The organism is Thermoanaerobacterium sp. R66, from assembly GCF_028895185.1.
GTDB lineage: Bacteria > Bacillota > Thermoanaerobacteria > Thermoanaerobacterales > Thermoanaerobacteraceae > Thermoanaerobacterium.
In genome coordinates, this window is the sequence record NZ_JAEUWW010000002.1 from 15,974 (window position 1) to 36,454 (window position 20,481).

20 protein-coding genes are annotated in these 20,481 nt (G+C 35.4%); 3 read left to right on the top strand and 17 right to left on the bottom strand.

Annotated features, from left to right (window positions below):
* Positions 1-50 precede the first annotated feature (50 nt).
* On the bottom strand, positions 51-2,396 hold the full coding sequence (locus JJQ93_RS12835; RefSeq protein WP_274894117.1) for a sugar phosphate nucleotidyltransferase: 2,346 nt from the start codon (positions 2,394-2,396) through the stop codon (positions 51-53).
* Between the two features lie 129 nt (positions 2,397-2,525).
* Here JJQ93_RS12835 and JJQ93_RS12840 point away from each other — a divergent pair, with 129 nt between their 5' ends.
* Together JJQ93_RS12840 and JJQ93_RS12845 are read left to right on the top strand one after the other, a co-directional pair.
* Positions 2,526-3,458, top strand: a complete 933-nt coding sequence (locus JJQ93_RS12840) for a Na/Pi cotransporter family protein (RefSeq protein ID WP_274894118.1) — start codon at positions 2,526-2,528, stop codon at positions 3,456-3,458.
* A 61-nt stretch (positions 3,459-3,519) separates the two neighbouring features.
* Entirely contained in the window at positions 3,520-4,614 is a 1,095-nt protein-coding gene (locus tag JJQ93_RS12845; protein WP_274894119.1) for a GerAB/ArcD/ProY family transporter, read from the top strand.
* A gap of 14 nt (positions 4,615-4,628) precedes the next feature.
* Here the strand turns inward: JJQ93_RS12845 and glyA are convergent, their stop codons facing one another.
* Both glyA and JJQ93_RS12855 read right to left on the bottom strand, forming a co-directional pair.
* Positions 4,629-5,861 (bottom strand): serine hydroxymethyltransferase, encoded by a 1,233-nt coding sequence (glyA, locus tag JJQ93_RS12850; protein ID WP_274894120.1) that lies wholly within the window; start codon positions 5,859-5,861, stop codon positions 4,629-4,631.
* Between the two features lie 273 nt (positions 5,862-6,134).
* Positions 6,135-7,070, bottom strand: coding sequence for a dipeptidase (locus tag JJQ93_RS12855; RefSeq protein WP_274894121.1), 936 nt, complete (start codon positions 7,068-7,070; stop codon positions 6,135-6,137).
* A gap of 148 nt (positions 7,071-7,218) precedes the next feature.
* On the opposite strand from JJQ93_RS12855, the gene JJQ93_RS12860 reads away from it, so the two are divergent.
* Positions 7,219-8,643 carry a PIG-L deacetylase family protein gene (locus tag JJQ93_RS12860; RefSeq protein ID WP_274894122.1) on the top strand — a complete coding sequence of 475 codons (1,425 nt, stop codon included), beginning with the start codon at positions 7,219-7,221 and terminating at the stop codon, positions 8,641-8,643.
* Positions 8,644-8,663: 20 nt separating this feature from the next.
* Here the strand turns inward: JJQ93_RS12860 and hisIE are convergent, their stop codons facing one another.
* The 14 genes from hisIE to JJQ93_RS12930 form a co-directional block, all read right to left on the bottom strand.
* Entirely contained in the window at positions 8,664-9,344 is a 681-nt protein-coding gene (gene hisIE / locus JJQ93_RS12865; RefSeq protein ID WP_274894123.1) for a bifunctional phosphoribosyl-AMP cyclohydrolase/phosphoribosyl-ATP diphosphatase HisIE, read from the bottom strand.
* Positions 9,344-10,108: an imidazole glycerol phosphate synthase subunit HisF gene (gene hisF / locus JJQ93_RS12870; protein WP_274894124.1), complete on the bottom strand. Its 765-nt coding sequence runs from the start codon at positions 10,106-10,108 to the stop codon at positions 9,344-9,346. Before hisF ends, hisIE begins: the two co-directional genes overlap by 1 nt.
* Positions 10,105-10,815 carry a 1-(5-phosphoribosyl)-5-[(5-phosphoribosylamino)methylideneamino]imidazole-4-carboxamide isomerase gene (gene hisA / locus JJQ93_RS12875; RefSeq protein WP_274894125.1) on the bottom strand — a complete coding sequence of 237 codons (711 nt, stop codon included), beginning with the start codon at positions 10,813-10,815 and terminating at the stop codon, positions 10,105-10,107. Before hisA ends, hisF begins: the two co-directional genes overlap by 4 nt.
* A gap of 22 nt (positions 10,816-10,837) precedes the next feature.
* Positions 10,838-11,440, bottom strand: a complete 603-nt coding sequence (gene hisH / locus JJQ93_RS12880) for an imidazole glycerol phosphate synthase subunit HisH (RefSeq protein ID WP_274894126.1) — start codon at positions 11,438-11,440, stop codon at positions 10,838-10,840.
* A gap of 16 nt (positions 11,441-11,456) precedes the next feature.
* Entirely contained in the window at positions 11,457-12,041 is a 585-nt protein-coding gene (gene hisB / locus JJQ93_RS12885; RefSeq protein WP_274894127.1) for an imidazoleglycerol-phosphate dehydratase HisB, read from the bottom strand.
* A complete protein-coding gene (gene hisC, locus JJQ93_RS12890) occupies positions 12,038-13,093 on the bottom strand; it encodes a histidinol-phosphate transaminase (RefSeq protein ID WP_274894128.1) in 1,056 nt (351 codons plus the stop codon). The genes hisB and hisC overlap by 4 nt, the downstream gene beginning before the upstream one ends.
* A complete protein-coding gene (gene hisD, locus JJQ93_RS12895) occupies positions 13,093-14,376 on the bottom strand; it encodes a histidinol dehydrogenase (protein ID WP_274894139.1) in 1,284 nt (427 codons plus the stop codon). The genes hisC and hisD overlap by 1 nt, the downstream gene beginning before the upstream one ends.
* A 43-nt stretch (positions 14,377-14,419) precedes the next feature.
* Positions 14,420-15,043, bottom strand: coding sequence for an ATP phosphoribosyltransferase (gene hisG / locus JJQ93_RS12900; RefSeq protein WP_274894140.1), 624 nt, complete (start codon positions 15,041-15,043; stop codon positions 14,420-14,422).
* A gap of 1 nt (position 15,044) precedes the next feature.
* Complete coding sequence (hisZ, locus tag JJQ93_RS12905) at positions 15,045-16,196, bottom strand: ATP phosphoribosyltransferase regulatory subunit (protein WP_085112366.1); 1,152 nt, start codon at positions 16,194-16,196, stop codon at positions 15,045-15,047.
* Between the two features lie 103 nt (positions 16,197-16,299).
* Complete coding sequence (locus JJQ93_RS12910) at positions 16,300-16,980, bottom strand: endonuclease/exonuclease/phosphatase family protein (RefSeq protein ID WP_274894130.1); 681 nt, start codon at positions 16,978-16,980, stop codon at positions 16,300-16,302.
* 114 nt (positions 16,981-17,094) lie between these two features.
* Positions 17,095-18,054, bottom strand: a complete 960-nt coding sequence (locus JJQ93_RS12915) for a slipin family protein (RefSeq protein ID WP_274894131.1) — start codon at positions 18,052-18,054, stop codon at positions 17,095-17,097.
* 136 nt (positions 18,055-18,190) lie between these two features.
* Positions 18,191-18,961 (bottom strand): YhfC family intramembrane metalloprotease, encoded by a 771-nt coding sequence (locus JJQ93_RS12920; RefSeq protein ID WP_274894132.1) that lies wholly within the window; start codon positions 18,959-18,961, stop codon positions 18,191-18,193.
* A gap of 19 nt (positions 18,962-18,980) precedes the next feature.
* The gene (locus JJQ93_RS12925; RefSeq protein ID WP_274894133.1) at positions 18,981-20,069 is read right to left on the bottom strand and encodes a DUF1648 domain-containing protein; all 1,089 of its coding nucleotides are present in this window, start codon (positions 20,067-20,069) and stop codon (positions 18,981-18,983) included.
* 12 nt (positions 20,070-20,081) lie between these two features.
* Positions 20,082-20,462, bottom strand: coding sequence for a GntR family transcriptional regulator (locus JJQ93_RS12930; protein ID WP_274894134.1), 381 nt, complete (start codon positions 20,460-20,462; stop codon positions 20,082-20,084).
* Positions 20,463-20,481: the final 19 nt, after the last annotated feature.

The following is a 20,481-nucleotide window of genomic DNA, read 5'->3' on the forward strand; positions in this document are numbered from 1 at the left end:
CTATATCAATTTTTAGGTTCATCTGCAATGTTTTAGACATTAATTTTTTATTAACTGTCTTTAGACTTTATTATTTCATTCACACATTCCACATACTTGTTTAAAAGTGACTCTGCTTTTTCCTTTGTGGGAGCCTCTGAATATATTCTGCATGCAGGCAGCTCTGAATCTGGAACTAACAAAACCCAAGCATCGCCATAATTAAATCTTATCCCATCTAAAAACATCGATTTTTCATCCTTTTTTTCGTAAAACTTTCTTATTATCAAGCCCTTGTCCTTCCAATCGCAGTTTATCACTTTATTTAGTTTCACCCTCTGTGGTATAGACTTCTTTAAATCAGACAATTTAAGCTTGTTTTTGCTTAAATATTCAACTAATCTCAATGTAAAATTTATGCCGTCAAAACTAAGGTTAAACTGAGAATTCTCATCACCATTATTGCTTTCAATCTCAAACATTCTTTTCATCTTTTCGCTCTGAGAGATTTTACTAAACTTCGTCTCGATGCCAAGCTCTTTCGACATTTCACTTAAAAACTGAGAGCTATTGAATGGTATTATAAACTTACTTTTCCCATTTTCCTTGCCGACAAGTATCCTCAAATAATCCAATTCATCTTCATCAAGCAAATGTCCTTCATCATCATAAATTTCAACATTTTCCCCATCATCTGAAATCTTAATGCTTATATCGTAATTTGCCACAGCTTTTTCATAACCGCGATTTTGATTCAACACACTTAATAAACTTTTTGTGGCCTGACCAATAAAATTTACATTTAAATTTTCAAATGAATCGCCATTTAAAGATAAACTTTCAGCGTACTCCTTGTTTACATCTACTATAACTTCGTCATTTATAACATAGGCTATACTATAATCGTTAATCTTGTATTTATTCAATACCTTTTTTTCTACATTTCTGTCAACATCACACCCATTCTCATCTATTAAAATAATATTTACCGCTTTTTTATCTAATTTTTTTACAAATACGCCTGCTTTATATCCATTTTTTTTGATAGAATACCTCATGGCAGGCAATATGGTAGAATGAGCATTGTACACCTTTCTTCCCGCTGATATTATCCCATCTTTTAAAAGATTTAAAGCCAATCTTGCATAAGAATCATCCACACATCCCACAAGTATATCTCCATCAAATACGCTGCCTATTACTTCACCTAATCTTACCAAATTGTCAGGCACAAGATTATCATACAAGTTCCCCTTTATCCCTCTATCTCCAAACAATGATGCTTCATCATTATTTCCCCACACAACATCTCTTTCCACTATATTCCCTGTTGATATAATTCTATTGGGCCATATTTTCGTGTTTGGTTTAATCTCACAAAACGATTGAAGCTTAGATTTTTCACCTATTATTGAATTATCAAAAGTCCTGACGTTATTTTCGGTAATTGCTCCACTGCAAAATACAGTTCCTCTGATTTCGTTGTTTCTGCCAATCTTTACATTGTCCCAAAGTACGCTGTTTTTTAATGTTGACATAGGTCCTACATAGCTTCCACTTCCAATTATTACATTTGGCCCAATTACTGCACCATCATCTATAATAACACTGTCGCCTATTATTAAAGGCGGAACAAGCTTGGCACTCTGAGATACAAACACATTTTTACCAAAAATCATCCCATCTTTGATTATCTTATCTTTAAATCCAAGATCGATATTCCCACTTAGGAGATCATTGTGGCTTTTAAGGTATTGAACCCCATTCCCTATGTCGCACCAGTAATCGTTGCTGATGTATCCGTACACAGGAACATTTTTTTCAAGCAGCATTGGAAACAAATCCTTGCTAAAGTCAAATTGCCTGTTTTCAGGTATGAAATTTAGAATCTCAGGCTCTATGATGTAAATACCTGTATTTACAGTATCGCTAAACACCTCTCCCCATGATGGTTTTTCTAAAAACTTCACGATTTTTCCCTCATTATCTGTTATTACAACGCCATATTCCAATGGAATATCTACTTTTGTAAGCACCAATGTCACTTTCGAACCTTTGTTTTTGTGAAATTCATAAGCTTTTTTTAGATCTATATCTGTTATCACATCGCCGCTTATTACCACAAATGTATCATCAAGAAATTCAGCAGCATTTTTTACGCTGCCTGCAGTCCCAAGAGGTTTATCTTCTATATAGTACTTTATCAAGTCACCGTATTGTTCATACAAATAATCTTTTATCTTGTGAGGCAAATAAAAAAGGGTTACACCCACATCATTTATGCCATGCTTTTGAACATGGTTTATAATATGCCAAATAGCTGGCTTCCCGGCCATAGGTACCATAGGCTTAGGAATTCCACATGTCAATGGCCTTAACCTGCTACCCTCACCACCAGCCATGATTATCGCTTTCATATCATCACCTTCTATGATTATTACTACTAATTAGTATCCAGAAAAAAATTCATTTTATACAAAGTCATATTTAGTAGTAATATTTCAAAATCAAAGTAAATATGTATTAAAAAAACGCTGGAGGTCGAAATGGTAAATACGATCTTTTTTATAGTTTTAGGCATCGCAATTTTTCTCCTTGGACTTTTATTTTTAACTTCATCGTTAAAAATCATTTCAAAGCACAGAGTTAAGACACTTATTGAAAAATACACAGGGAATATATATTTATCAATATTTATTGGATTCATTCTGGCTATAATGATGCAAAGCAGCAGCATGATTACAATAGTATCTGTCAGTATGGCTGATGCGGGACTTTTAAACTTGTACAGCGCAGCAGGCATAATAATGGGAGCAAATATCGGAACAACAATTGCCGTTCAACTTTACGCATTTGACCTTTATAGTGCTGTACCTTACTTGATATTTTTAGGCTCCATTTTCAGATTTCAAAAACAAAAGACCCTTAAGTTCATAGGCAATATACTTTTAGGCTTTGGAATTATCTTTGCAGGGCTAAAAATAATCGATATAGCCGTTTCACCACTTAGAAATTTTTCTGCCATAAAGAATTTTGTCGCCATGACAGAAAACCCATTTTATGGCATAATAACTGGAATTATCATGGCACTTATCATGCAGTCCAGCACATTTTGCATCGCAATGCTTCAAGTTCTTGCAAATGTTAAAATAATGCCTGTGTACAATGCCATCTACATCGTGTATGGACTTAATATAGGTACGTGTTCTGAAGCTTTATTGATGAGCATAGCCACAAACAAAGAAGGAAAGAAAATAGCCATTTTTAACGTGCTTTTTAATCTAATAGGAACAATCGTGTTTCTCCCTTTGACACACTATTACTATAAATTTTTGAAATTTATTACTCCAGGCAATGTATCTTTGCAAATTTCAAATAGCCATATGTTTTTTAACATTGTTTCAACATTGCTGGTAATACCTATAATAAAATACCTGTTTTATTTTATAGAAATTATGTTTGAAAATGGTACTAAGTGAGTAAAAATACAAAATTGTTCACAACATAATAGCAAGAATATCAGATTAGGATGTGAAACTAATGAATAAAATAACGTACAAGGAACTTTTTTCTGCAATGCTGGTATTTGAATTAGGAAGTGCTGTATTATTTGTATTAGGCGCATCTGCAAAGCAAGACGCATGGATATCCATATTGCTGGCAACTGTCGCTGCACTGCCACTGGTCTACTTATACGTAACCCTTTATAAAATGCACGATGGAAATCTTCCTCAAATTTTGGAAACCGCATTTGGAAAGGCATTTGGCAAAGTTCTTTCTGCCATTTACGCCTTTTACTTCTTGTACATAGCTGCCCGCGTCACAAGAGATTTTGCCGAGCTTAATATAGGCACCATATACAAGCAAGCACCTGTATCGGCCTTTTCAATTGCAATTTTAGTTGTAGTCATCTACTACCTTATGTTCGACATAAGCGTTATGATAAAATCGTCACACGCCCTTTTGCCTACTTTTATCATCATGGCATTTTTTCAATTCATTGGCGTATTCAGCGTAAATTGTGTAACTATAAAAAAAATATTCCCCATTCTAGGAAATGGATTTATGCCTGTTGTAAAAGCTGCTTTCCCAAATATACTTACATTTCCATACGGGGAACTTATCACATTTATGATGGTGTTCCCAGAATTCAAGTTTAACACAAATAAATTGACTAAATACTGCTTTACATTGGTTATAGTAACAGGTCTTTGGCTTGCATTAAACACAGTGGAAATATTTTCAGTCCTTGGAGTTGCAGAAGCCACAAGGGCAAATTTCCCATTTTATGAGCTTGCACTTATAATGAAATTTGGAACTTTTAGAAATCTTGACCCATTTTATGCAATAGTAACTGTTATAGGAGGTGTCATAAAAATAACTGTCTTTACATATGCAGCCATAAAGACAATACAGACGATCTTCAACTTAAAAGAGTATAAATTTTTGCTAATACCTGTGGGCACTATCGTATACGCCTTATCTATATTAATAGCTGATTCATACCCACTTCACATTCTGATTGGCCTTAAATTGACGACGCTTTATATTCATGTGCCGCTGCAAATAATCATACCGCTTATAGCATTGATACTATCATTCATAAGAAATCCTAAAACACGTAAAAATAAATAAGCCTAACTGCAGGCTTATTCATAAAGTGGATATTTGTCAAGAAGTTCACTTACTCTCTTTTTAGCTACATCAACGTAATTTTCATCTTTTAAAACATTATAGATTATATCAGCAATCACATCCATGTCACTTTCATTCATGCCTCTCGTAGTAACCGCCGGTGTGCCAAGCCTTAGACCAGAAGTGACATTAGGACCTAATGGATCGTTTGGTATGGCATTTTTATTTGCCGTTATTCCTACATAGTCAAGCCTTTTTTCTAATTCCTTGCCTGTGACGCCAGTCCCTCTTAAGTCCAATAACATCAAATGATTGTCTGTACCACCTGAAACTAAGTTCACTTTTCTGTCCATAAGGCTATCTGCCAAGGCTTTTGCATTTCTCACGATCTTCTTTTGATATTCTTTAAATTCTGGCTTTAATGCTTCATTAAAGCATACCGCTTTTGCAGCGATTACGTGCATCAGTGGACCACCCTGTACTCCTGGAAAAACAGATTTATCGATGGCCTTTGCGTGAACCTCTTTAGATAAGATTATGCCGCCTCTTGGACCTCTTAAAGTCTTATGTGTTGTAGATGTTACAACGTCTGAATACTCTACAGGATTAGGATGAAGTCCCGCCGCTACAAGTCCTGCAATGTGTGCCATGTCTACCATTAAATATGCTCCAACTGAATCTGCAATTTCTCTAAATCTCTTGAAATCTATTATCCTGGGATACGCGCTTGCACCAGCTACAATAAGCTTTGGCTTGTACTCTTTTGCCAATCTTTCTAACTCATCATAGTCTATAAAACCGGTATCCTCCCTTACTCCATAAGGTATGATGTTATACAACTTGCCAGAGAAATTTACTTTGCTGCCATGCGTTAAATGCCCACCATGTGCCAAATTCATGCCCAATACTGTATCACCTGGATTTATCAATGCAAAATAAGCTGCCATATTGGCTTGAGCGCCTGAATGAGGTTGCACATTTGCATGCTCCGCTCCAAAAAGCTTTTTAAGCCTCTCTCTTGCCAATTCCTCAACCACATCCACGTACTCGCAACCTCCGTAATACCGCTTTCCAGGATACCCCTCAGCATACTTGTTTGTAAGCGGTGAACCCATCGCTTCCATGACTGCAGGGCTTACAAAATTCTCCGATGCGATCAGTTCAATTTTATTTTTCTGCCTTTTGATCTCATTAGAAATTGCATCAGCCACTTCAGGATCTACTTCTCTTATAATATCGATATTCATTGTCTTACCTCCAATTTTTATTTTCACTATACAGCAATAAAGTGCTATATTTTTATTATAATTACTGAAGCTAAATTGTTCAACAAAAAAGTATAAAAGTTGACACTAAAATATAATCTTCTGAAAATTTATTTATCAAATAATTTTTTAATAACCTCTTGATTTTTATTTGAATTATATGTATAATGTATTCTTGGTCAAAACAATGACTCCCCCTTTAACATATGCAAGCCCCAATTAAATCATCGGGGCTATTTTTTATTGTAAAAATAATCAATGTAAGATTTCTTTTATTATTCTTTCGAAATTGCCGTGTGATATTAAATCTATTTCGTCATCGTTAAAGCCTCTTTTTTTGAGTCCTTCAAGTACCTTGGGAAAGCACGATACATCATGAAGCCCAACAGGTGTTTTTTCTATGCCATCAAAGTCTGAGCCAAATCCAACATACTCTGCACCTATTAATTCCGCAATATATTCCACATGATCAAGTACGTCTTCTATTGTAGCATTGCCATCTTCTTTCAAAAAATCAGGGCACAAATTAATTCCTATGACGCCATTTTTATCAGCAATAGCCTTTATCTGGTTATCACTTAGATTTCTCGGATGATTGCAAAGAGCTTTACAATCAGAATGGGACGCTATAAATGGCTTATCACACAAATCTACAACATCCCAAAATCCTCTTTCATTTAGATGTGATACGTCCACGATCATGCCTAACCTGTTCATTTCTTTTACGACACTTTTACCGAATTGCGTAATGCCGCAATCTTTGCATCCTAATACGCCATCACCTATGTCATTTCTTAGGCTCCAAGTAAGCGTCATAGCTCTCACACCCAGTCTATAAAACATTCTTAAGAGAGACAAATCGCTTTCTATTGCTTCACCGCCTTCTATTGACAATAATGCGCCTAATTTGTTTTTATTTTTTGCTTCGTCAATATCATCACCACTTAAAATTAATTTGATTCTGTCGCTTTTTTCTATGGCTTGATACAGTTTATCGATCATCTTTAACGTTTTTGCTGCAGCATCTTTTTTCATAAATTCTGGTTCAACAAAAGTGGCAAATACTTGAAGATGTACCAATCCTTCTTCTAATCTGACTAAGTCAACATGCCCATCAGTATTTTTTATCGTCATATCTCTTCCGTATTTTTCAGCCAAGTACAGCGTGTCACAATGAAAATCAACTATCATGCCAATGCCTCCTAAAAATTTTCTTTCAAATAATATTTTACGCTTATGGTTATACATTACAAAAAATTTTTCACATAAAATCTCAATTTTTTAACAAATTATTAATAAATATATGCTACAATTATGACATAATTGGAGGTGTGAAACGATGAAGGTGAAGAAATATTTAATAATTACTATAATTGTATTATTGCTATTGGTATCATATGTTATGAATTTAAAGACCACCTTCGCAAATCTTACGGAAAAAAAGCCGGAGCCGGAATTTAAAAATCCTGGGCAACGGATACTTGTTATTGTACCACACCCTGACGATGAATCTTTAGGGATGGCAGGAGTCATACAGCGAGCAATAAGCCAAAACATTCCGGTAAAAGTAGTCATAGTTACAAATGGAGATAGCTACAAAAAGGCTGCTGCCGTACTTACCGGTCATGTAAATCCTACGCCATCAGATTTTTATAAGCTTGGCCTTCAAAGACAGAGTGAAAGCATAGCTGCAATGGCAGAACTTGGTCTTCCAAAAAATGATGTAGTATTTTTGGGTTTTGCTGATGGTAGCACTCGTTTTTTATGGAGCGATTTTTGGGACAATAACATTCCCAGAATCAGTGGCGGAACAAAATCCGCATTTTCCCCCTATAAAAATGTGTATAAACCTGGCATAGCATATACAGGAAACAATCTTGAAAATTGTATACAAGAAATTATAAAATCTTTCAATCCTACAGATATTTATTATCCAATGGCAGATGACGTACACCCTGATCATTGGGCTGTAAGCAATTTTGTAAGATATGCCATCGTAGCCATGAACTTAAATGTACGAGAGCATATGTTTTTGATTCATCATCCACAATGGCCTGTCCCATGGCTTTTAGAGCCAAACAGACCGCTTCTTCCACCTGTTGATATGGCTGACAGCAATACAAAATGGCAGGTGTTTAAATTGACGCCGAGCGAAATCCAGAAGAAGGAAGTTGCACTTAAGAAATACAAATCTCAAATCGCTGTGATGGAACCATTTTTAATGGGATTTGTAAGGCAAAACGAGCTTTTTGGCACGAAACCTGTAATAGATATAAAGGATGTCAGCACGCTTCCAAACTTAAATCAGCCGAAAATGCCGTACACATTGTTTAAAGTTCCTGCAGGAGGCGTATTAAATCAAGAGATATACAGAAGCGCAGACCTCACTGAGATGGCATCATTTTGCTACAAAGGAAATGAGCTTTACGTAGGAATGAAATCATTGGCACCTATATCAAAAAAAGTAGCTTATCATTTGGAAATGAGGCTATTTTACAACGGTGATATAAAAAGAATAGATATAGGATTGATAGGCGGAAAACTTTACGAGTACAGAAAGGCTAAAAACTCCATCTACAATGTCCCAATTTCAAATCCAGTCTTTAACAAAAATGTAGTCTGGATTAAGATTGACATTCCAAATACGCAAAATTTGAATTATATATTTATGGGAGCTGATTCAATATACAAAAACAAATTGATAGACAAGATTCCTTGGAACGTCTACAAAATCGAAAATAAAGATGCATCGCAAACTACTTAATGGAAGTTTGCGATGCATCTTTATTTTGTCTCTTTTCTCATTTTGTGTTGTTCTTGAAATTCATTTGTTTTGTAATACCTTCTTGAAAGTTCATCATACACATCTTTAAGACCTATTTCTTTTTCTACCATCAAAACCAACAAGTGATAAATATAATCAGCTATTTCATATATTATTTCTTCCTTGTCACCTTCTTTTGATGCGATCAATATTTCAGTGTTTTCTTCCCCTATCTTTTTCAAAATTTTATTCAATCCTTTTGAAAAAAGGTAATTTGTGTAAGACCCTTCTACAGGATTTTCTTTTCTACCTTCGATCCTTCTGTAGAGATTATCTAAAATCGATTCACTTTCATCATCCGAAAGATTTAAAATGCTTCTGTAAAAGCAGCTTCTATTGCCTGTATGACAAGCAGGTCCATCCGCTTCAACCTCTATAAGGATCGTATCACCATCGCAGTCGTATTTGATAGATTTAATGTGTTGAATGTTGCCAGATGTCTCGCCTTTATGCCATAAGCACTGCCTGCTTCTTGAGAAAAAATACGTCTCCTTAGTTTCTAAACTTTTCTCAAGGCTTTCTCTGTTCATGTAAGCCATCATAAGGACTTCCTTTGTCTTGTAATCTTGAACAATAGCAGGTATCAACCCGTTTTCATCAAATTTCAATTCATCAATGTACATAAACACGATCCTTTCCATCAAATCATCCTGACTGGTATATTGTTATCTTTAAGATAATTTTTAAGCTTAATTATCTCAAGCTCTCCATAGTGAAATAGGGAAGCTGCCAATGCTGCATCTGCTTTTGCCTCCAAAAAAACCTCTTTAAAGTGTTCTTTGCAGCCTGCACCGCCTGATGCTATAACAGGTATTCTTACATTTTCAGCCACCATTCTCGTCAATTCAATATCATATCCATTTTTTGTCCCATCTGCATCCATGCTTGTAAGCAAAATCTCACCAGCGCCTAAGTTTTCTACCTTTTTTGCCCATTCTAATACATCGTATCCTGTATTAACACGACCTCCATTTATATACACATCAAAGCCTTTGCCATCATTCTTTCTTTTGGCATCTATTGCAACAACGACGCATTGGCTGCCAAACTTCTTTGCGGCATCTTTTATAAGATCTGGATTCTTAACTGCTTCGGAATTGATTGATATTTTATCAGCGCCTGCCTTCAGTATCCGCCTGAAATCATCTACAGTCCTTATTCCTCCACCTACAGTAAGGGGTATAAATACTTTCTCTGACGTTCTCCTAACAACATCTATCATTATATCCCGTTTTTCATAAGACGCTGTAATATCTAAAAAGACTATCTCATCAGCACCAGCCTTATTGTATTCATCTGCTATGTCTACAGGATCTCCGGCATCTTTCAAATTTACAAAATTCACACCTTTTACAACTCGTCCATCTTTTACATCAAGACAAGGTATAATCCTCTTTGAAATCATTGTACGACCTCCAATGCGTCCTTTAAACTTATTCTGCCTGTGTAAAGAGCTTTGCCTATTATAGCTCCAAATACTCCAATGTCTTTTAATCTCCGTATGTCATCCAATGTGGCAATTCCTCCAGAAGCAATGACATTCAACTGACTATTAACGATATTTTTTATTGCGTCAAAATTAGGGCCTTCCATCATTCCATCCTTTTTAATGTCTGTGTATATGACCGTACTAAGACCTATATCTTTAATCTCTTTTGCAAGTACATCATCTTTTATGTGGCTTTTTTCAAGCCATCCTTTCGTAGCGACATATCCGTCTTTTGCATCAATTCCCACGATAATTTTATCTTTATATTTTTCAGTGATCTCTAATAATAGTCGCCTATCGTGTACTGCTACACTGCCTAAAATAATGTAATCAACACCTAAATTAAAAAGCTCTGAAACAGTTTCAATGTTTCTTATTCCGCCACCGACTTCTATCTCTTTGTCAAATGCTTTTCTTATTTTTTCAATAGAACGCAAATTCACAAGGCGTCCTTCTTTTGCTCCTTCTAAATCGACAATGTGAATTCTTTTAGCGCCATGATCTCTCCAAGCCTTCGCCGCATCATCAGGTTTTTCATAGTACACTGTGCTTGTCTCATAATCGCCCATTGTAAGCCTTACACATTTACCATCTATTATATCTATAGCAGGTATAATAAGCATCAAATCCCTCCAAAAACCAAAATCATATCATCTCTGCAAAATTCCTTAATATCTTAAGCCCAACATCGCCGCTTTTTTCAGGATGAAATTGGCAAGAAAATACATTGTCTTTACATACAACGGCAGGTATTGAAATCCCATAATCAACTGTAGCGCATATATCACCTAAATCTCCATTTGAAAGATAATACGAATGGACAAAATATACGCTGTCTCCATCCCTTACCCCATTTAAAAGTTGATTATCCTTTTTTATGATAAGAGAATTCCAGCCTATATGTGGAACTTTTAAATCTGTCTTAATCTCAGATATTTCGCCTTTCAATATGTGCAATCCTTCAGTCTCCCTAACCTCAAAGCTTCTATCAAACAAAAGCTGCATGCCAAGGCATATACCTAATAGCATCTTTCCCTTTTCCACTTCTTCTTTGATGGCATTTGAAATTCCTCTTTTATTCAATATCTCCATAGCGTCTGGAAAAGCTCCTACTCCAGGCAATACCAGCGCTGCAGCATCTTTAATTTCTTTTATATCATCGATGATTTTTGCGTCATGTCCAATATATTGGAATGCTTTTTCTACGCTTCTTAAGTTACCCATTCCATAATCTACAATGCCTATCATTTAAACACCGCCTTAATCATAATGAACCTTTCGTTGATGGTACTCCATCTACTCTGTCATCTATTTTTGTCGCTTCATCTAATGCACGTCCTAACGATTTAAAAGCACCCTCTATTATGTGATGTGTGTTTCTACCATGCAGCATTTCTACATGAAGCGTAATCAAAGAATTAAACGCAAATGCTCTAAAAAAATCTTCTACAGTTTCCGTTTCAAAGTTCCCAAGCAATGTTGAGCCAAGCCTCAATTTGTAATAAAGATATGGCCTTCCGCTTATGTCAATCACCGTTCTTAAAAGTGCCTCGTCCATTGGGACATATGAAACACCGTAACGCTTAATCGACATCTTGTCGCCCAAAGCCTTTAAGAAAGCCTGTCCCAAGGTTATGCCTACATCTTCAACAGTATGATGCGTATCAACGTGCAAATCGCCTTTTGCAACCACTTGCAAGTCAAAAAGACCGTGTTTCGAAAAAAGAGTTAACATATGATCTAAAAAGCCTATTCCAGTATCAATTGACGAATTTCCTTTCCCATCAATGTTTATCTTCACATATACATCTGTCTCATTTGTCTTTCTTCTAATTTCCGCTTCTCTCATACTAATATCTCCTTAAGACATTTTAAAAAATAACTATTTGCCTCTCTCGTTCCAATCGTCACGCGAAGTGCATTAGAGAGGATTTTGTCTCCTGAGAAATTTCTCACAAGTACGCCCTTTTCTAATAGTTTATTGTACACATAGTAGGCATCATCAAATTCTATCAGCAGAAAATTAGCCTTAGAATCATACACTTTTAATTTGCCTATTTCCTTTAATCCATCTTGTAAAAATTTTCTTTCATTTTTGATGTAATCAACTTTTTCGTCAACTCGTCCTTCTTCTAAAACACTTAATGCAATTGCTTGCGATATGCTGTTTACATTGTAAGGTGATTTAACCATATTAAGGCAGCTAATCACATCAGAGTTTGATACTGCATATCCAACTCTCAATCCTGCAAGGCCATACGCCTTTGAAAGGGTCCTTAATACAATAAGCCTTTCAAATTTTCCAATCAAATCAACTACTGTATCTCCATAAAATTCATAGTAAGCCTCATCAACAACCGTAATTCCATCGTTAACCTTCAGTATTTTTACTATGTCATCTCTATCCAACGTAGTACCTGTTGGATTGTTGGGATTGCATAAAATGACCATTTTAGGATTAAATATGTTTATTGTATTTATGATTTCATCGACATTGTAACTGTAATCATCTTTCAAGGCCACTTCTACATTTTTTGCACCAGCTATTTGAGAATACACTTTGTACATGCTGAAAGACGGTACGGGGTATACGACACAATCATTCTTTGAGACAAAAGCATTCATCAATATATGAATTATCTCATCAGAACCATTCCCTACAAAGATATTTTCTCTGGTTGTGCCACAGTATTCCGCTAATTTATCTCTCAATTTTAAGCTTACAGGGTCCGGATACCTATTGACATTCGCACTTTTTACTATTTCCTGAAGATTATTCATAGTAGCTTCAGGAAGGCCAAAAGGGGTCTCATTTGCGTCCATTTTATACATACATTCTATTGTGGGGACATCATAATTCTTAAAACCCTTTATCTCATCCCTAATCAAATCGTATATCATTATCTGTACCTCACTTTTATGGAATTAGCATGGGCAGTAAGCCCTTCTGATTCTGCAAGCCTTACTATGTCATCTGCTACTTTCATCAGCGATTTTCTGTCATAGTAGAGGATGCTCATCTTTTTAATGAAATCATCAACGGAAAGCGGCGAAAAAAACTTCGATGTTCCACTGGTAGGAAGCACATGGTTAGGACCTGCCATATAGTCTCCTAAAGGCTCTGGCGAATTTTCTCCTAAGAAAACCGCACCTGCATTTTTTACTTTTCCTATCATCTCAAATGAATTTTCTAAAACAAGTTCTAAGTGCTCAGGTGCTATTTCATTTGCTATGCTTAAAGCCACATCTAAGTCATCAACGACGATTATGGCTCCATAATCATTTATTGATTTTTCTATTATTTCCTTTCTTTCAAGATACTGAATTTGCCTTTTTATCTCCATCTTTACACTCTCTGCAACCTCAATCGAAGTAGTGATTAAAACCGCAGATGCCATAACATCGTGCTCTGCTTGCGACAAAAGATCTGCCGCAAGATAGGAGGGATTGCCACTTTCATCAGCCACTATTAAAACTTCGCTTGGTCCTGCCACCATATCGATGTCTACAAATCCATAAACAGCTTTTTTAGCCATTGCAACAAATATATTTCCTGGTCCGACTATTTTATCCACCCTTGGCACAGATTCTGTTCCAAAGGCCAATGCCGCAATTGCCTGAGCTCCACCTATTTTATATATTTTTTTAATTCCTACTTCATTAGCAGCAACCAACACAAACGGACTTATCCCCACCTTTATGGGTGTAACCATGATAATCTCCTCAACTCCAGCAACTTTTGCTGGAATGCTGTTCATAATGACAGATGATGGATAAGAAGCAGTTCCACCAGGTACGTAAATACCTACCCTTTCTAAAGGTCTGATCTTCTGTCCATACACTACACCATCTTTAAAATCCATCCACGTCTTTTGCTTTTGATTTTGGTGATAATCTTCAATATTTTTTATGGCTTTCCTCAAAGACGATAAAAAATCGCCATCTACTTTGCTGTATGCATCATCTATTTCTTCTTGTGATACCATTATTGTGCTCTCATCTATTTCAACGCCATCGTATTTCAGTGTGTAGTCAAACAAAGCTTTATCTGTCTTCATCTTTACATTTTGAATTATTTCATAGACTATGTCCTCCATACTTTTATCTTCTAATTTTGATCTATTAGTCAACTTTTCTATGACTCTGTAATCAATTGAGCTTCTAAAATCGTAAATTTCTATCACTATCACCAGCTCCTTCAAATCAATACTAAACCTAAACATATATTTATATGGCGCTTTTTAATTTGTATATTATTTCCTTTACCCTATCACTTTTTGTCTTCATGCTGGCTTTATTTACGATAAGCCTCGCACTGGAAGAAAATATCTCTTCATACACTGTAAGGCCATTTTCTTTAAGGGTTGTACCAGTCTCTACAATATCCACTATGACTTCAGACAGTCCTACTAATGGCGCCAATTCTACAGAACCATTTAATTTTATGATTTCCACATTTTCTCCTTTTTTTTTGTAAAATTCTTCAGCTATAGCTGGGAATTTCGTCGCAACCCTCTTATTGCTTAAAAAATTATCTTTCTTATTCAAAGGGCCTGCAACGACCATTTTACATCTGCCAAATCCTAAATCAAGAACCTCGTAACAGTCTCTTTTCAATTCCAAAAGCACATCTTTTCCGCAAACACCCAAATCTGCAGCACCATGCTCTACATAAGTAGGCACATCAGATGGCTTTACAAGTATAAAATTGAGATTATTTTCATGATCGTATATAAATAGTTTTCTCGACATCTCATTTTGAATGTTTGTAGTTATGCCACATGATGCAAATACTTCAAAAGACTTTTCTGCCAATCTCCCTTTAGGCAGCGCTACTGTTATGCTATCCATCTTACACACCTGCCTTGATAATCTCATCAAACTTCTTCCTATTCGCATATTCACTGTTATCCATATTTACAAGTTCAGCTATATTCCCTTGCCTTCTCAATCTCACCGCAATGTCGTATGCAACTTTTCTGTTTCTTTCATCAAAAACCACTGCCACCCTCTTAGGCTTTTTAGTGGTTATGCCGCTTTGGCTTTGAACCGCTAACATGGCTCTTTCAACGCTTATGGCAAAACCAGTAGCTGGTAAGTCTTTACCGTAATTTTTCAACAAGTTGTCATACCTGCCACCTGCACAAATTGCATAACCAAGGTCTTTTACAAACACTCTAAATATTAGTCCTGTGTAATAATCGATACTTTGAACCATGCCTAAATCAAACGTAATATAGCTATCCATGCCAAAATCTTTTAAAATGTCGTAAACTCTCTCAAGATAGTTTAGAGCTTTCATGGCGCTTTCAAATTCATATACGCCTTTAGCATCTTCTATAACATCTATACCACCAAAGAAAAGTGGCAAATTAGCTACCAATTCATAGTTACGCCCTGTAATGTTGTTGTATTTTAAAAAATATTCGATCTCTGACTGATTCTTGTCTTTAAGAAGTCCTTTTAGAATGTCTTCTTCTTCCTTAGTTAGCTTCAACTCAAAAAGTATCGACTTAAAAAATTCTGCTTGACCAATATCTACTTTAAAATCTTTTATCCCAATATTTTTAAGAGCCTCAATCGCAACAGATATGCACTCTGCGTCAGAATACTCATGATTTTTACCTATAAGCTCTATTCCTGCCTGTGTAAATTCCCTCATTTTACCTACTTGTGGATTATCATATCTAAAAACATTAGCGATGTAAGAAAATTTAAGCGGATATTCATGGTATTTTGTAGATGCTATTCTCGCCACTTGTGTCGTAACATCAGGCCTTAATGCCAGTAGATCTCCTCTTTTATCAAAAAACCTGTAAATATTGTTTTCGTCGAAAAAAATTCCTGAAGTCGTAGCAAAGTTGTCAAGATACTCAAATGTAGGCGGCATTATCTCTTCATATCCCGATAATTCAAATGTATTCCTCAATATATTTTCTATGTTTCGCTTGAACCTCAACTCATCAGGCAAAAAATCCTGTACTCCATCAGGTAGATTCTTCATCAAAGCACCTCTTCTATTACTTTACTTTATCTTTGTAAAGTGATAAAGTAATAACTTGTTATTTAAATAATAATTTATTTTTGTCTATGTGTCAAGTACATTTTTAAAAATCACACCTTAAAGAAGCTACTACCGGCAAATGATCTGATAAAGTAGAGTCAATGGCCTTTATCGATTCAGCCCACACACCTTTCGAATGCATTATATAGTCTATTCTGACATTTTCACAACCATCTACATAAGTGTGAAAAACGGAATTTTGAGCATTTGCAGCATCTTTAAGCACTCTGCTTATGGTGGAATAAGCTTCTTCTTCAGGTGTCTCATTAAAATCCCCAGTCATAATCACCGGATATTCCAAGTTCGAAACGATCTTCAATATTTCCTGTGATTGCTTCAGCCTCTCTTTACGATTAAGTCCTAAATGAGTAGTCAAAAACCATATTTTTTTGTTTTCGTTTAGCTGTATCAGCGCTGTCAATAAACCCCTTCTTTCACCTACTGAGTGGATGTGATAATTCTTTTTCTTTACAATAGGGTACCTGGAAAGTATTCCATTGCCAAACGATCCAAACCCCATTCTTAAATTCGGCCCAAAAGCATAATGCATCTTAAGCCTGCTTGCCAGGTACTTAATCTCATTTAAAAAATATGAACGCTTTAAAAACACATCAATCTCCTGCAAACCGATAATGTCAGCACCTGCTTCTTTTATCAAATTAGAAATCCCGTACAATGTCAAATTTCCTTCTATATCCTTTCCACCATGAATATTGTATGTCATAACGTTAATGACCATAACATCCCTTCATTTCACTAAATTAGTTCCAATAATATTATATGCTTTAATAAATAAACAAAGCAGAACCTCTCTCGAGATTCCACTTTATCATCATATTTATTGCTTTTCTTTCTTATCCTCAACAAGTTTCGTAAAAACGTTAAAAAGCTCTATTGGTATAGGGAACAATATAGTAGAATTTTTTTCAGCAGCTATTTCAGGAAGTGTCTGAAGGTATCTCAACTGCAATGCCGCAGGTTCTGTGGATATGACGGCGGCAGCTTCTTTAAGTTTTTGAGATGCTTGAAACTCGCCATCCGCAAAAATGACTTTCGCCCGTCTCTCCCTTTCTGCCTCCGCCTGTTTTGCCATAGCTCTTTTCATCGTGTCAGGAAGTTCAATGCTCTTTATTTCAACTGCCGTAACCTTGATTCCCCAAGGATCCGTAGCTTCATCCAACAATTCTCTAAGCTTTTCGTTAAGCTCTGCTCTCTTTGCCAGCATTTCATCAAGTTCATGCTGACCAAGTATTGAGCGCAATATTGTTTGCCCAAGGAGTGTGGTGCTTTGAGTGTAATTTGCAACTTTCGTGATAGCTAATATAGGATCAAACACATTAAAGTAAACAACAGCATCAACATTTACAGGAACATTGTCTTTTGTAATGACTTCCTGCTTTGCAACATCGATTGTAAAAGTCCTTAAATCTACTTTTATTACTCTATCTATCCCAAATGGAAATATAACATTAAATCCAGGTCCTAAGAGTCCAGACAATTTTCCAAATCGAAACAGGACTCCCCTTTGGTACTCCGTAATTATTTTCACCATGCCAGGCAGTATTATAAACGGTATGATGACTAATACAATGCCAATCACTGCAAAATTGACGTTCATATTTATTACCGCATATATATCCAGGCCACACCAAATTACAAACGTCACCAGCATGAAGTAGAAATTTGCCATGATCTTTCTTGATGCTGCTATTGCCATCCATACAATCCACCAAATACCTTCAATAGCAAAAACACCAATAAAGACAGTGCTTAAAATTGAGATTACCGATGCATCCATACTATTGCATCTCCTTTCTAAAAATCATCTTCAATTCTAATATTACCCAATTAATTTTCAATTTCAAGCGCTAAAATATAAATTTTACATTAATTTTTAATTGTTTCATATGGAACAAATTGTAAATCATAACTTTTTATGATGCTTCTCCACTAATCTTTTTAGAATTAAGAACAAATATTAACGAAAATAGAGCTATTACAAAGACAATTGCTTCCACGACAAAAATGCTCTTTATAACTTTAGCTTGATATAATGCAGCAAATATATCTGTTGTAAAATGAAGTAGCAGCGCATAAACAAAATACCTAATTTTACCATTCTTTATGCTATAAAATACTAATATCGAAAGCGCTATTTGTATTGTAAAAGCAAACAACCTTTCAAAACCGCTTAACAAAAACATATATGACGGTGTATTGATAATAGAGCTTTTTATTTGTTGGACTGCTGCAGCAGGCAGTTTTGCCTTTAAAGCATCTAATGAGCCTGATTTTATCATGTATGAATACACCAAATTATTTATGTTACTAATGCCGCCAATAATGACTGCTTCTGCACCACCGTGTCCTAATCCATAACTTAAGCCATCTTTCCATTCGCGATATTTTTTTAGTAGTATTTTAAAACCTATAAGTCTTCCAAATTCCTCAAACACAGCCGCAGCACACGCACCGTATATTGCATAAACATATGGGTATTTTAAAATATCAGTGTATTTAAATACAAATTGGTGAAGCAATGACTCTAAAATTAAAGCGAAAACAACGAAAATCAATACACCTGTTGCAAGAACTTTAAATGAAATCCTAAACCTTTTATAGCAGTAAATGATTAAAATTACAGGCGTCAAAATGGATATTGCCACTGAAATAATGATAAAGTAAATCTTTATATCATTGACCATACTTTTTCATCCTTTCTAATCATTTTATTAATGCTATCACTGAAATTATCAATATAACTGCCAATACAAATAGCCACGCTGTCGGCCTTGCAAAATTGAAAGTCCAGCCTACGCCAAATCGTTTTTCTACAAACAACGCTGGATCATCAGGATTGTAGTAAATGAGTCCTCCCTTCCAATATTTATCATCATCTCTGTCAACTGATGTCAGCTTATCATTTTCTTTGCCTATTTTTATCCTTTCACCTCCCTGACCCGTCTTTATAGATAAGGCTATCACAATAATCAATATGATCAATGACAGTACCAGTGAAAACACAGCCATAATATTTTGCCAACCCTTACCTACTCCGTACATAATAAATGCCGTTACCATCAACATAGCGTTAATTAAGATAGATGTAAGCACGATAAAGCCTGACCATATTCTCCTAAACCTTAAGTTTTTTTCCTTCGAAATCTCTGGATCTGAAGGATCTATCTGCTGTTTAGCTAATTCAATCATCTTGTATGCAAAAAACATCAAAGCTGTCATAACTGTCTGTACTATGCATACTGAAAATACTGACAAAATTGACTTGTCTGCGAATGAATCAGCCTCACCTCGAAAATTGAAATGCATAGGTATTCTTTGCGGTATCTTTGGATACATATAAATGCCTACAACTAATGTCAAAATTACTATTGCCGCAGGCAATAAAAACCATAAAGACGATACAACTATCTTTTCCTTTCTGAAGTCTATGTCTACAACTGCTACTTCTTTTTTCCCTTTGCTCCACTCTTTTCTTGATTTCAATGCAGCCACTTCATGGTGAGCTTTCATATACATTGCAAGCATTATGATTACCTCAACAAAAACGCCACCAACGGCAAAACTTATATTTTTCATTCTGATGACGACAAGAATCAAAAAAACTAAGCTTATAGTCAAAAAATTTATTATATAAGAAGTTTTAATCCTCTGAAGTTCTTTATCATTTAAAAAATCTTTAGGAACATGGACACCAAATACAATAGTCTTGCGTGTAATGAATGGCGTAATAACACCTATTATGATTAATATGAAATATGGCATCAAAAGATTGATAAAATACAATCCCTTCACTTAAAAGACCTCCTATTCTTTGTTTTTAAATTTATGCAGTATATTTTCACATATCTTCAATATTTCATCTTGCATCATCCCTCTGGAATACGCATTTGCCAATATTGGCTGAAGATCTTTCTCCAATTTCTCTATAAAATTATCATCGGCAAAAGCATTTTTAGTTACGACATAGCCTTTCCTTCTATGAACGTTTAGAAATCCTTCGTCTTTCAAAAGATCGTAAGCCTTTTTCACCGTATGAAGATTTATGCCAAAGTCACTTGCCAATTGCCGTATTGATGGCATCTCATCCCCCTCTTTAAGCAATCCTAAAGCTATTCCTTCTATTATTTGATTTTTTATTTGCGTGTATATGGGAACATCTGACTCAAATTCTATCTTTAACAGCAATGTTTACCTTCACCTCCAC